The organism is Bacteroides salyersiae (genome assembly GCF_031172035.1).
Lineage (GTDB): Bacteria > Bacteroidota > Bacteroidia > Bacteroidales > Bacteroidaceae > Bacteroides > Bacteroides salyersiae.
Genome location: NZ_CP133452.1, coordinates 4840756 through 4854015, shown reverse-complemented (window position 1 = coordinate 4854015; position 13260 = coordinate 4840756). Strand labels below are relative to the sequence as shown.

11 protein-coding genes are annotated in these 13260 nt (G+C 40.8%); 6 read left to right on the top strand and 5 right to left on the bottom strand.

Annotated features, from left to right (window positions below; all coding sequences use genetic code 11):
* Positions 1 to 126 precede the first annotated feature (126 nt).
* The 4 genes from RB604_RS18585 to queF all read left to right on the top strand — a co-directional run bounded on the left by RB604_RS18585 (position 127) and on the right by queF (position 2546).
* Entirely contained in the window at positions 127 to 627 is a 501-nt protein-coding gene (locus tag RB604_RS18585; protein ID WP_005930288.1) for an RNA polymerase sigma factor, read from the top strand.
* Between the two features lie 109 nt (positions 628 to 736).
* Positions 737 to 1417 carry a queuosine precursor transporter gene (locus RB604_RS18580; RefSeq protein WP_005930291.1) on the top strand — a complete coding sequence of 227 codons (681 nt, stop codon included), beginning with the start codon at positions 737 to 739 and terminating at the stop codon, positions 1415 to 1417.
* Positions 1418 to 1423: 6 nt separating this feature from the next.
* Positions 1424 to 2098, top strand: a complete 675-nt coding sequence (gene queC / locus RB604_RS18575) for a 7-cyano-7-deazaguanine synthase QueC (protein WP_044094076.1) — start codon at positions 1424 to 1426, stop codon at positions 2096 to 2098.
* Positions 2091 to 2546 (top strand): preQ(1) synthase, encoded by a 456-nt coding sequence (queF, locus tag RB604_RS18570; protein WP_005930298.1) that lies wholly within the window; start codon positions 2091 to 2093, stop codon positions 2544 to 2546. The genes queC and queF overlap by 8 nt, the downstream gene beginning before the upstream one ends.
* Positions 2547 to 2639: 93 nt before the next feature.
* Here queF and RB604_RS18565 read toward each other — a convergent pair whose 3' ends face one another.
* The 5 genes from RB604_RS18565 to rlmH all read right to left on the bottom strand — a co-directional run bounded on the left by RB604_RS18565 (position 2640) and on the right by rlmH (position 11752).
* On the bottom strand, positions 2640 to 5021 hold the full coding sequence (locus RB604_RS18565) for a T9SS-dependent choice-of-anchor J family protein (protein ID WP_021936420.1): 2382 nt from the start codon (positions 5019 to 5021) through the stop codon (positions 2640 to 2642).
* A 34-nt stretch (positions 5022 to 5055) separates the two neighbouring features.
* Positions 5056 to 5922: a hypothetical protein gene (locus RB604_RS18560; protein WP_007481701.1), complete on the bottom strand. Its 867-nt coding sequence runs from the start codon at positions 5920 to 5922 to the stop codon at positions 5056 to 5058.
* A gap of 26 nt (positions 5923 to 5948) precedes the next feature.
* Complete coding sequence (locus RB604_RS18555) at positions 5949 to 7445, bottom strand: RagB/SusD family nutrient uptake outer membrane protein (protein ID WP_007481703.1); 1497 nt, start codon at positions 7443 to 7445, stop codon at positions 5949 to 5951.
* 20 nt (positions 7446 to 7465) lie between these two features.
* Entirely contained in the window at positions 7466 to 10459 is a 2994-nt protein-coding gene (locus RB604_RS18550; protein WP_005930309.1) for a SusC/RagA family TonB-linked outer membrane protein, read from the bottom strand.
* A gap of 819 nt (positions 10460 to 11278) precedes the next feature.
* Complete coding sequence (gene rlmH, locus RB604_RS18545) at positions 11279 to 11752, bottom strand: 23S rRNA (pseudouridine(1915)-N(3))-methyltransferase RlmH (protein WP_025819947.1); 474 nt, start codon at positions 11750 to 11752, stop codon at positions 11279 to 11281.
* Between the two features lie 127 nt (positions 11753 to 11879).
* Between rlmH and RB604_RS18540 the strand changes: the two genes are divergently transcribed.
* Together RB604_RS18540 and nadC are read left to right on the top strand one after the other, a co-directional pair.
* On the top strand, positions 11880 to 12272 hold the full coding sequence (locus tag RB604_RS18540; protein WP_005930314.1) for a DUF4783 domain-containing protein: 393 nt from the start codon (positions 11880 to 11882) through the stop codon (positions 12270 to 12272).
* Positions 12265 to 13113, top strand: a complete 849-nt coding sequence (gene nadC / locus RB604_RS18535) for a carboxylating nicotinate-nucleotide diphosphorylase (RefSeq protein WP_005930317.1) — start codon at positions 12265 to 12267, stop codon at positions 13111 to 13113. The genes RB604_RS18540 and nadC overlap by 8 nt, the downstream gene beginning before the upstream one ends.
* Positions 13114 to 13260: the final 147 nt, after the last annotated feature.

Here is a 13260-nt window from a genome sequence, read left to right as displayed (position 1 = left end):
TTAAACGGGAAAAGGTTGAAACCCCTCAGGGAAAAATAGTCAAATATTGCGGAAAAATTGTCATGGTGTATTATGTGAAAATGCTCCATCTTTGTACTCAGTATAAATTATGATAATAGAGGAACGATGGATAAACTAACATGCAAAATAGTAGAGATGGAATCGGAATTGCGTCATTTTGCTTTCAAACTGACTGCAGATCAGGATTCTGCCAATGATTTAGTACAGGAATGTATGTTGAAGGCATTGGATAACAAAGAGAAGTTCGTTCATGCACAGAATTTTAAAGGTTGGATGTATACTATCATGCGCAACCTTTTTATTAATAATTATCGCCGTGCCACCCGTGAGATGTCTATGATTGATGATAATTATACAATCAGCCAACAAAGTATGATTGAAGCGGAAGATGCAGACCGTTTTGAATATGCTTACGATCTGAAGGAACTCCATAAAGTGATCAATGCTGTACCGGAATCAATGCGTAGGCCTTTTCTCATGTATGTTTCCGGCTTTAAATATACTGAAATAGCAGAGAAGATGGGGCTTCCGGTCGGCACGATAAAGAGCCGGCTATTCTTTGTGCGCAAGCGGTTACAGAAAGACTTGAAGGAATTTGGAAATTAGTGATAGTCGATTTCAAAAAAATGTCTTATCTTTGCCGTCCGAATTAATAAACGTATGATGCCGTGAATAGCGGTCGTGTATTCTAGAACACCACGTAAAAAACAGGAGTATGAAAGAAAAAGTATCAGTTCCCTTCATGTTGCTTGGCATATTATTTAATGTATGTCTGATCGCAGCCAATCTTCTTGAAACAAAAGTGATTCAGGTGGGTAGTATTACCGTTACTGCCGGTTTGCTTGTATTTCCTATTTCGTATATTATCAACGACTGCATTGCCGAAGTCTGGGGATTCAAGAAAGCGCGTCTTATTATCTGGAGTGGTTTTGCCATGAACTTTTTTGTGGTAGCATTGGGGTTGATTGCGGTTGCTATTCCGGCAGCACCTTTTTGGGAGGGTGAAGAACATTTTGATTTTGTTTTTGGAATGGCTCCCCGTATTGTGATAGCCAGCCTGACGGCCTTTTTAGTGGGGTCATTCCTCAATGCCTATGTGATGAGTAAAATGAAAGTGGCGAGTGGCGGTAAGAATTTCTCGGTACGTGCCATTTTGTCTACGATAGTGGGAGAGACGGCTGATTCACTCATTTTCTTTCCGGTCGCTTTCGGAGGTGTCATTGCTTGGCCGGAACTTTTGATAATGATGGGTATCCAGATTATACTGAAATCGATGTACGAAGTCATTATCCTGCCGGTTACCATCCGGGTGGTGAATGCTATCAAGAAAATAGACGGCAGCGATGTCTATGATGAGAATATCTCCTATAATATACTAAAAATTAAAGAAATTTGATCAATGATGAATAAAGATACCGCTCTGGTTATTTTCAGTGGAGGACAGGATTCTACGACCTGTCTGTTTTGGGCAAAACGTGAGTTTAAAAAAGTGTGTGCATTGAGTTTTCTTTACGGTCAGAAACATCAGAAGGAAGTGGAACTGGCGCGTGAGATAGCCCGTAATGCCGGTGTGGAGTTTGAAGTGATGGACGTTTCCTTTATCGGAAAGTTAGGGCATAATTCCTTGACGGATACCACCATGGTGATGGATCAGGAGAAGCCGGCCGATAGTTTTCCGAATACATTCGTGCCGGGGCGCAATCTGTTTTTTCTTAGCATTGCTGCCGTATATTCCCGTGAGAGAGGTATTAATCACATTGTGACCGGTGTGTCACAGACTGATTTCAGCGGGTATCCGGATTGTAGGGATGCTTTTATCAAGTCTCTTAACGTGACGCTGAATTTGGCAATGGACGAACAGTTCGTTCTTCACACTCCCCTTATGTGGATCGATAAGGCACAGACTTGGGCGCTTGCCGATGAATTGGGGGTACTGGAGATTATCCGTAATGATACGCTGACTTGCTACAATGGCATACAGGGAGATGGATGCGGGCATTGTCCGGCATGTAAGTTGCGGCGTCAGGGGTTGGATGAGTATTTGTTAAGTAAAAATAAATTTTTGAGATATGGCTAAGTTAGAAGACCAGCTTTCCCTTTTAGGGAGGAAGACCGAATATAAACAAGACTATGCTCCCGAAGTTTTGGAAGCATTTGATAATAAGCATCCTGAAAATGATTATTGGGTACGTTTCAATTGCCCTGAGTTTACCAGCCTTTGTCCGATTACTGGACAGCCTGATTTTGCGGAAATACGTATCAGCTATTTACCGGATGTAAAGATGGTGGAGAGTAAAAGTTTGAAGCTTTATCTTTTCAGTTTTCGAAATCATGGCGCTTTCCATGAGGATTGTGTCAACATTATAATGAAAGATCTCATTCGGTTGATGGATCCTAAGTATATTGAAGTGACGGGAATCTTTACTCCACGTGGCGGTATTTCTATTTATCCGTATGCCAACTATGGCCGTTCCGGAACGAAATATGAAGAGATGGCGATGCATCGGTTGATGAATCATGAGTAAAACTCTTTTGGATGATACAAGATGTGCCGGCAAAGTAGGGTAAACACTACATGCCGGCACATTTTTTATACTTATATACTTATGGACTTATTCTTATTTTACGATAAGCTTAACAGTCTCTTTTCCGTTTTCTGTATTAATAACCACCAGATAAGTACCTGCACTCAAAGTGCTGATATCCAAGTTTTGTTCTGCCGTACCATTGCCGATTGCGGTAAGAACCGTCTGGCCTACTAAGCTGTGGATACTGATTTTTTCAATATTCTTTCCAACAGTTTTAATGGTAATCGCTTCGCTGGCAGGATTGGGGTAAAGTTGCAGGGTTGTTTCTATTGCTGTACCGTTCTGTAATCCTGTAGAAGCATTTTTGCTAAAGTTAGGACGTACATAAGGATAACCATATCCGGGTAACTCGTTGAGGAAACCGTTTTTACCAACTGCAATTAGACCGTTTGCAGTTTGGTCGCATACAAGTCCCATGTTGTTGCTTCCTTCCTGCTTAACTTCGAACATATATTTTCCGGGAACTACATTGAGTTCAGGAAGTTCATATGTGATTTTCTCTCCACCTTCTCCTCTAACTACAGATTTACTAACCAAAGGTTGTCCCATAGAAGAGTCGCTGGTATCTATTTTGTATACGTTCAGTGTCAGCTTATCATTTGCCTGAGCAGGTTTAGGCATGAATCCGAGAGTGATTGAAGTCAATACATCTTCTTTCAGGATAGTGAATGCCGTACCGAATGCCGTACCGGCAGTTTTACCACCTACACCAAATTCAAAGTCTGACGGATTGTCCCATGCATAGGTTGAATCGGATACCATGGTTGCGATACCCAAAGCGTTGTCTTCCGGATAGTCATCTTTGGAGATACTTGCTAAGGCCATGAAGGAGAATGCTTCGTCTTCATTACTTACGGCATTTACCAAGTTTACATCCATTGTCTCTTCTTTCACTTCACCTACGGCCAAAGTTGGGATAGTAGTTGTTGCCAATACCTCGTTGTTACCTTTAATTTCCAGTTTTATGTCGTTTTCAACTTGCTTACCGTTGTTTACAATAGATACTGTAAACTGGTGTGCTGTGTTGATGTGATATTGCGGAACAATTCTCGGAAGTTGTATTTTCGGAGTTATCGACTCTACTTTTACGTCATGGTCGGCAATTTTGCTTACCGCGATATCATGAATTTCGAGATATGCCAATTCGGTAGAAGTGAAGCAGATGACATAGTTACCTTCTTCTGCTACAGTAAATTGCACTTCTTTCTTGGTGACGGTGTTTTGAGTGTTTTCTTTGAATTCTTTGATTTTTGTCCATGTTGCCATGTCGCTACCGCTTTTTCCGAATGCTATGTAGAAGTAATCATATTTGAGCCCGCCGATCAACAACTCGTCTCCGGCATTATAGCTGAAAATGATTCTGTATTCACCCGGTTCCATGTAGATACATCTGGATGACAGGGTAGAGGTCGTATTAGCCTTGTAACAACCGGACTGACTGTTCCATTCCCAACCATTGGCGGTAACAGGATTCCAGTTAAGTACATCGATGGCTTTTTTAAAGCTGGATTCGAAAGGAACTTTTGTTGGTGATAAATTAACAACACGTCCTTTGACGGTATCATTGCTTGTCACTGTCTGGTTGTCACAATTTGCCACTACTTTTACATTATATGCCTGATCTATGCCGGAGAAATCGGCCGGGGTAGTGAAAGTAACGTCCAATGAACCTCCTACGGCAATCTTATCAGTAAAGTCTTGTGTTATTTTATTGGCATCGTCTATTTCGTAGTAGAGACTAAAGCCATTGATAGCACCGGTACCGATGTTTTTTACCGTAACTCCGATGGGAGCAGTTCCTAAATTACAATCCGAAGCCGGAAGTACCAGATTTTCTAATGTAATATCCGGAGTTCCTTGGAATCCTCCTTCGTCTATAGCAATATTGTCAAGCCAAAATCCTGCCCGATTTTTTTCTGAAATAACATGGAATGAGAAATAATAATCTCCGGCTTCTTCAACGTTGAAATCATTAATGCTGACTTCCCATTCATTGATGCTGACATCTGTTAGAGTTGTCAGTACTTTCATGGTAGAGAAATCTTTTGATTTACCATAAAGAACTTCCATACTTTCTTTATTTCTGGTGGTAGACGTGCGGTAATAGAAAGAGAGACAGTGAGTTCCTGTTTTTAGTGTGACGGGTTCACGAGTCGTCAGATAATCATCTGCTGCATTGTTTCTTTCGTATAGATACTTTGCCAAACCTGTACCGCCATCTGCATCCGGAGAAGAGGTCTCATCGATATATTCCCATGTCTTACTGTCATTATTGGCATCTGTAACAGTCCAATTAACTGAGAAATTGTTTTTGGTCGCGAAATCCTCGTAAAAGAGGTGACCATCAGATCTTGTCTGTGCTCCAACCAGAATTGCTGATTGCATAGCTGCTAAAAGTAATAGTCTTTTCATAAATTCACATTTTTTTAGTTCACGATTGCTTTATCTATTGTTTGATAAATTTTAGGGGAATGGAATTTCCGCTGTCATCGGTATAACTTCCTACAAGCCCAAGCCAACCTTCGACGGCAGGAACTTCAAGTCCCAAAGCGTGTCCCATTTCGAATGTTACTACTTTGTTTTTGAAGATTCCCGTTATCGGGTCGGTGGTTTTTACCCATCTGCCGTTGGATACGGCTTTGTGAGTTAATTCGACATTGTCTCCATTGTATGTACCGATTACCTGGCTTGCAGCAATGGTCAGTTTGTATTCTCCCTGGTTTTCGGTTGCTTCTACTTCTACGAGTGCAGCACCTCCTTGTCCGAAGTCAAGGTATAGTTGTTCGAAAGAGTCGTCTACGGAGGTGAGTGTGCAGGCATAGTTAGTTACTCCATTAGGCGTTTGGAGTTGGCTTTTGCCCTCCATCATATATTTACCTTCCAAAGGGCTGTTTTCCAGAATATTTACTTTACATATTGCGTTACTTCCTGCTATCGCTCCTTCTACGTGGGCGATAGCTATCGAGAAGGAACGGTTCTGTTCGATCTCGTCATTGGCTATGGAAAGAAGCGTTTCGACATTTACACTTTCTACTCCGGCAGGGATTACTAAATTGTAATCGGTAATGAGAATGTCTTTGTCATTTTCAAAACCACTGTTGTTGTCCTTCATTTCTATACGGACTTTTATAAGTCCGTTATTTTCTCCTTTTACCACTATGGGGAGATTCAGGGAAGAGGTCAGTTCTTTGATTTCAATTTCTGCAGATTGAAACTCAACGGTGGCCGTTCCGGTATTGAGGTTGTCATCGTCATTGCAAGCTATCATAATAAGTGGCAAAAGCAATATTGCAAATCGTTTCAGATAGTTCATAATCGTATTTCTCTTTTTGAATAAAATTAATAACCCGGGTTTTGTTGATACTTAATCTGCGGATTGGCATCTGTTTCCGCTTTAGGAATAGCCCATAACCAGCGTGTATTATCTGCTTTTATATTCAGGTCCATACCGAGCTCATAAGATAATTGTACTGATTGGGGATTTTGACGTTTGAATCCCTCTCCATAGCGTTTCAGATCGGTTAGGCGGAATCCTTCTCCATACAGTTCGCGTTCACGTTCGGCACGAATCAGATGTCTGAGACTTAAACCGGAAACCGGATTGAATGATATGGAAGCGTCGCGAGCATACATTAATTCATATAAAACATCATATGCAGCCAGTTCGTCTTCTCCTTCACCTCTCATATAGTAAGCTTCGGCGGCGATGAGGTATTGTTCGGCAATGCGGAAAATTTTGGGCTTGTTTACATAATTGTTAACTCCTTCGTACATTTCCGGATTACCCGGATATTTGGTGAATACCGCCAACCTATGCTTCTCGTTGGTTGAAAATGAGATATCTTCCATTTTGAAGTAACAATTGACACGTATGTCGTTTTCCCGGAATGAATTGATAATGTCGCGTGAAGGAAGGAAAACGGGCTTATGGTTTGTTTCGTCTAAGAAATAATTTCCCATGGCAGGTGCTAACTCTTGCTTGGAACTGAATAATTGGCAAATTACTTCTGTACTGACATCATTACGCCACATTTCTTGCATCTGGGCTGCATTGTTGATAAGCGGATACCGGCCGTCTTTTATAAGTCCTTCCGCGCAGTCGATAGCCGTGTCATAATCTTTTGTCAGCAAGGCGATTCTTGCTTCAAATGCGGTAAGCGCATCGGTCGATAGGTACTCGAAAGAATGTTGCCCGGTGGCTGTCATATTCTCTTTGGCCTGTTTGATGTCATCTTTTATGAAACTGTAGGTTGCAGCCAAAGTTGCCCGGGACGGGTATTTTGTATTATCGGCAGAAGGTGAATATTCGTCCACAATGGGCACTCCATAAAAGTTTTCTGCTGTGGCAGGGTCATATGTCGCACAGAATTTATCAACCAGGATAGAGTAAGCTATGGCGCGGATCAGATGAGCTTCTCCCAAGTAGTTTTTGACGGTAGGCAGTTCGCTGTCCGAAAACTTGCCTTCTGTCTGTAGTCTTTTGATGCCTTCGATCAGTAAATTGCATTGGGCTATGGTTACATAGCTATTGCTCCATATGGTGCTGAAAGTACTTTCCGAAGCATTTGCTTCCCAACGATACAGTGCACCGAGTTGATTTCCGAAATAGGAAAGAGGGAGAAATCCGTCGGCTTGTATTTCGGCTGCTAATACATTTGTGGAAACTGCAATAATGCGTAAGTCTCTGTACATTCCCGTCCGTAATTTCTGACAGTCGGCGAATGATTCTATAGCACTCTCTAAAGGTATCTTGTCATATGGATACTTGTCCATATTGCAGGATGCCAGCATAATTGTGAAAAGGAGGGTGAATATGATTGATTTTGATGTTTTCATATAGCTGTCTCTGTTTTTCTTTAGAATTTAACTTCAAGTCCCAATGTATACTGTCTTGAATTAGGATAATCTCCCAATGCAAGGTTTGAGTCTATCTCCGGATCGATTCCTGAGAATTGTGTGAATGTGAGGAGATTACGTCCGGTGGTAAATATTCTGACTCCCTCTACGATTTTTGTTTTCTTCAATATACTTTTGGGGAGTTCATAAGAGATTGTCACATTTTTCAAACGTACAAAGGCGGCATTTTCCAGGAAATAGTTGGTGCGTAGCAGATTCTCACTGGCTACTCCGTAGCGAGGAACATCGGTAATATCACCCGGCTTTTGCCACATGGTCAGCATTCTTTTGTTCATATTGACCATGTTCGAATTGGTGGGATTTTCAGTAAAGAAGCGGTCATTGTTGATCAGGTATCTTTCTCCGATCCATGAGAAGTCAATCATTGCAGACAAGCCTTTCCAACTGACTGAGGTACCGAAACCGCCACTGCAGGGAGCAAACATCTTCTTTCCGGTGAACTGCATGTTGTCCATGGTGAATGTTTTGGTTTTGTTGCCGTTCAAGTCATAATACATCAAAGCGCCGTCACGTGGATCGACTCCGGCACACAGCACGGAAAAGTATTCATTGGGATCGTGTCCTACTTGATATTTCAACCCGTATTGTGGAAATGCCAACTCGTCTAAACCATTGAACAATGATTGGATTTTTGTTTTGTTATAATTGAAATTCGCATATACATTCCATCTGAGGTTGTTAGTGTTCAGAACTTCAAGATTCATATTAAGATCTACACCGGTATTCAGTAGCGTTCCTACATTGCCCATACCTGTGGAATGTCCGGTAGTCATAGAGAAAGGAACGTTCATGAGCATATCTACCGTCTTTTTCTGATAGTACTCGACACTGAAGTCAAGACGATCGAATACCTTTGTCGAAACGCCGGCAGAGAAGTTCTTCAAAGTTTCCCAAGTCAGATCTGAATTGCCTACTGTACCGATTACCCAACCACTCTGATTATTATAGTTGTATGAACCGCCGCCGGCCACCATACCCAAAGAGGCATAATTACCGATTTCAGAATTACCGGTGGTACCGTAGCTGATTTTCAGACGTAAGTCGTTCAGCCATTCTACATCGTTGAGAAATGCTTCATTCTTGATGTTGTACATGGCACCGATAGAATAGAAAGAAGCCCACCGGTGGTCTTCGCTAAAACGTGAAGAACCGTCCCGACGATATGAAGCGTCCAGATAGTATTTCTCGTCATAGTTATATTCTCCTCGGAAGAAGAAAGAATTGAATACATACTCGGAACGTGCTCCGTTCACTTTGGCTGTTGCCGAAGAAACTGCGGATAATTGAGTTAAGCGACTATCCTCGATTCCTTTACCGGATGCTGAAAAACCGTCTGAGTTGTGCATGATGGATTCTTGACCGGCCAGTAACGTCATAAAGTGTTTTCCTTTGAAAGTGTGTTTATATTCGGCCGTATTGGTGAAAGTCCAGTTACTTCCCCTCTGGAATTGTTCGGCCACGTCTCCGTTAAACTCATTATCTTCCCAAGGGTAATTTACACCTCTATATTTATATATATAGCCTTCAAAAGCTTGTGCTCCTTTTAAAGTAAGTCCTTTAAACGGGGTGATTTCAATAAAGGTATTCAAGTTGCCCATGATGCGCTCATTCTTTATGGATGAGTTTTGGAAAATCTTCATCGGGTTGGTGTATCCTGTTCCGGGCAATAGCAGTAAATCCTCACCACGTGACCACGTACCGTCTTCGTTTTCTATAATCTCGTATGGGAAGTCGATAGGTCTGCCTGTACGGGCCAGTATCAACGGAGAGTTTACCCAAGCACCTTCATTATTATCTCTGACTCCCAGAGTCGTGGCATAATCCTGATAAGAGATAGCTGAATTAACTCCGAATTTCAACCAGTTGTTTAGTTTGGTATTTAGATTGACTCTGAAATTTTCGCGGGTTACTCCCGATTGATAAGAGGTTCCTTCCTGGTCGAAATGCCCTGCACTGATGTAATAGTTTGTAGAGCCGGAAGCACCACTGATATTGGCATCTACGGAATAAGTAGGGGTATTGTCTCTCAATACATAATCGGCCCAATCCATACTTAAGCCATATTTCTCTATTCTGGCTTTATCAGCCATGAATTGAGGATTGGTGGCTAATGAAGGATCACACATCAATTTGAATTGAATGAACTCTTGTGCGTTCATCATATCTTTTTTGAAGTCGGGTAATTGTGAAATACCATATTGCCCGCGAATGGTAATGTTGGCTTTTTCACTGGTCTTTCCTTTTTTAGTTGTAATGTAAACAACTCCATTTGCTGCACGTGCACCGTAAATGGAGGTGGAAGATGCATCTTTCAGTACGGTTACATTTTCTATATCATTAGGGTTTAGTGATGTAAATACATCACTCGATACAGGTGCGCCATCTAATATATATAAAGGTGAAGTTCCTGCATTTAAAGAGGTATATCCACGGACACGCATGGAAGAAGATGCCGTAGGCTCACCGGAGGAGGTAAACACTTGCATACCGGCTACTTGTCCTTGAAGTGCATCGGCAAAATTCATTGTCGGCTTGGCTTCTAACGCTTTATTGCTGACCGTAGAAACAGAACCGACTACGGAGCCGAGCTTTTTGCCTGTGCCGTAACCCACAATCACAACTTCATCGACTAATTGTGAGTCCGACTTCATGATAACTTTCATGTTGGGTTTGATTTCTCCTTCATAAGTAGCCATGCCAATAAATGAAATCCGTATTTTTTTTGCGGAAACGGGGATGTCTGATAAGACAAAATTTCCATTGGCATCGGTGATAGTACCGATACTGGTACCCACAAGTAAAACAGAGGCACCAACAACAGGTAAATCGTCCTCTTCTGAAATGACCACACCTGTTACTTTGGATGTCTGTGCCGTTACTACATTTATGCTCGTTAGCAAGCATGCTATTAGCAACATAAATTTTCTAATCATAAGTTTTCTTAAGGTTTAATTTTGTATTGTACACGATTGAATGCATGCAAATATATAAATAAATATGAGATTATCAATTTAAATACGAGACAAATGTGATAATAATATCAAATTGTTACTAATATTGGTTCTCTTTGTGACTTATAATCATTAGATGCTGTCTTTTTTTTATATTAATAGCTGTTTTATGACGATGTAATGAATATTTTATAGCAGTTGATGGGGTATCTTATTTTCTCTTAAATTTCAATTTTAATGAGTGATATAACAGGGTATTTTTCTATTGAATCTACATTCTGTTTTTTATTTATTTATATTTACATGTCACCTTTTCATTGAATTCTCTTGGTTTTATATAGGTGTTGTGTCTTCTGAATTAATGTATCATTTCTCGTAGAGAAACATGTCATTGCTCGTAGAGGAGTGAGGGGTTTCTCTACGAGTTTCGACTTATTTCTCGTAGAGGAAAAATAGTAAATTGTAACTGATTGGTAATTAGTGGTTTATTGGCTTAATTCCCTGTTGTGTATTTTTGATAAGGAAAATGCTTTTTCCCTTTCCGTCTTTTTTTTTTCGTTGCTCTGAAATTGTTACAGATTTGTGTGGACTTCGGAGATGCTTATGGTTGTTTTTAGGAATAGTTAGGTCGGGGGAAGGTGATGAATTAGTTGTACTATGGTATACATGGTAATAATTATCAGTTATTCGTTGAAATTGTATATTTATACATTTTCTCGTAGACTAAGAAAATGAGGCTAAATGTACTGTATTTATTTATTTGTTAAATAACAATGAGTCAGAATGATGGAATATAAAAAGTTATTCATGATGGTAGGGACCGCCATTTAAAATCGTCATTGCTCTATATATTTGTTCTACAAAAATGAGCCGTATCATTTGATGGGAGAAAGTCATCTTCGACATCGAAATTTTTTCGTGTGCTACATCATATACTTTTTGTGAGAACCCATAAGGACCTCCGATGACGAACACCAACCGCTTATTGACCGTGTTCATTTTGCGTTTCATCCACTCCGCAAATTCCAGAGAACGCATTTCCTTTCCATGTTCATCGAGTAATACGATGACATCTCCCGGTTGGAAGGCTTTGCAAATGAGTTCCCCTTCCTTTTCCTTTTGTAGTTCCATCGAAATGTTTTTGGTGTTTTTAAGTTCGGGGATTACTTCCATATCAAAAGTAATGAAGCGTTTCGTGCGCTGAATATAATCGTTGATGGCGGTGATATAATGTTGTTCTACGGTTCGTCCTACGACGAGCAAAGTCGTTTTCATGTTGATACAGTTCTGATTATCGCACAAAAATAGCTGTTTTTTATTGTTTTCTGCAATAAATGCTTACCTTTGCGTATCATTAGGTATCAGATTTTGCTGAAAACTGATGTCTGAAAAGCTTGTGGTTATGAAAAAACGGGTACTTTTATGGATTGCCGGATTGATGTTTTCCGTATCTACGCTTTTGGCACAGGATGTGCCGGTGGGTGTAGTTCTGGCATTTAAGAAAGGAAGCTCTCAAGAGCTGAATAAATTCTTGGGTGATAAGGTTGATCTCATCATTCAGAACCGCTCTACCAACACTGACAAGCAGGCTGCTGAAAGTACAATGAATACTTTTTTTGCCGACAATAAAGTTAGTGGCTTCAATGTAAACCATCAGGGGAAGCGTGACGAATCGAGTTTTGTTATAGGTACCTTGACTACTGCTAATGGAAACTTTCGGGTGAATTGTTTCTTCAAAAGAGTTCAGAACAAATATTTAATTCATCAAATAAGAATTGACAAAACCAATGAATAAAGAAAAAGAATTGATAGACAAGTTGATCGATCTTGCCTTTGCAGAAGATATAGGTGACGGCGATCATACTACTCTCTCATGTATCCCCGCCACTGCAATGGGGAAATCCAAATTGTTGATTAAAGAAGCCGGTGTATTGGCCGGAGTTGAAGTAGCGAAAGAAATTTTCAATCGCTTTGACCCTACAATGAAAGTAGAAGTTTTTATCAATGACGGTACGGAAGTGAAACCGGGTGATATAGTGATGGTGGTAGAAGGCAAAGTGCAATCGTTGTTGCAGACGGAACGTTTGATGCTGAATGTGATGCAACGTATGAGCGGTATCGCTACAATGACCCGTAAGTATGCTCAGAAACTGGTGGGTACTCATACTCATGTGCTCGACACCCGTAAGACTACGCCGGGAATGCGCATTCTGGAAAAGATGGCAGTCAAGATCGGCGGTGGTGTGAATCACCGTATCGGACTTTTTGATATGATCCTTCTGAAAGATAATCATGTGGATTTTGCCGGTGGCATTGATAAGGCCATTACTCGTGCCAAGGAATATTGCAAGGAAAAAGGCAAAGATCTGAAAATAGAAATTGAGGTCCGTAATTTTGATGAATTGCAGCAAGTACTCGATTTGGGCGGGGTAGATCGCATTATGTTCGATAACTTCACACCGGAGATGACAAAGAAGGCGGTTGATATGGTAGCTGGAAAATATGAAACCGAATCTTCCGGTGGTATCACTTTCGACACGCTGCGTGATTATGCAGAATGTGGAGTCGATTTTATTTCCGTAGGAGCTTTGACGCATTCAGTGAAAGGTCTGGATATGAGTTTTAAAGCCTGCTGATAGGGCTTGCTATATTATTAACTGAACTTCCATAGGCTTGCAAACAATCTTGTCTGCCTGATGGAAGTTTTTTTATGGGTAGTCTGTTTTTAACTTCTTTTAGATATTCTTTTTGCAGCATTCTTTCGAATGTTGCGTCTAACTAAC

What these genes read in the sequence shown, in the direction of transcription:
- nadC (WP_005930317.1), top strand. Translation starts at nt 12,265, where the DNA reads ATGAATAAAGAAAAAGAATTGATAGACAAGTTGATCGATCTTGCCTTT.
- RB604_RS18565 (WP_021936420.1), bottom strand. Translation starts at nt 5,021, where the DNA reads ATGAAAAGACTATTACTTTTAGCAGCTATGCAATCAGCAATTCTGGTT.
- rlmH (WP_025819947.1), bottom strand. Translation starts at nt 11,752, where the DNA reads ATGAAAACGACTTTGCTCGTCGTAGGACGAACCGTAGAACAACATTAT.
- RB604_RS18580 (WP_005930291.1), top strand. Translation starts at nt 737, where the DNA reads ATGAAAGAAAAAGTATCAGTTCCCTTCATGTTGCTTGGCATATTATTT.
- RB604_RS18585 (WP_005930288.1), top strand. Translation starts at nt 127, where the DNA reads ATGGATAAACTAACATGCAAAATAGTAGAGATGGAATCGGAATTGCGT.
- RB604_RS18560 (WP_007481701.1), bottom strand. Translation starts at nt 5,922, where the DNA reads ATGAACTATCTGAAACGATTTGCAATATTGCTTTTGCCACTTATTATG.
- RB604_RS18555 (WP_007481703.1), bottom strand. Translation starts at nt 7,445, where the DNA reads ATGAAAACATCAAAATCAATCATATTCACCCTCCTTTTCACAATTATG.
- queC (WP_044094076.1), top strand. Translation starts at nt 1,424, where the DNA reads ATGAATAAAGATACCGCTCTGGTTATTTTCAGTGGAGGACAGGATTCT.
- RB604_RS18540 (WP_005930314.1), top strand. Translation starts at nt 11,880, where the DNA reads ATGAAAAAACGGGTACTTTTATGGATTGCCGGATTGATGTTTTCCGTA.
- RB604_RS18550 (WP_005930309.1), bottom strand. Translation starts at nt 10,459, where the DNA reads ATGATTAGAAAATTTATGTTGCTAATAGCATGCTTGCTAACGAGCATA.
- queF (WP_005930298.1), top strand. Translation starts at nt 2,091, where the DNA reads ATGGCTAAGTTAGAAGACCAGCTTTCCCTTTTAGGGAGGAAGACCGAA.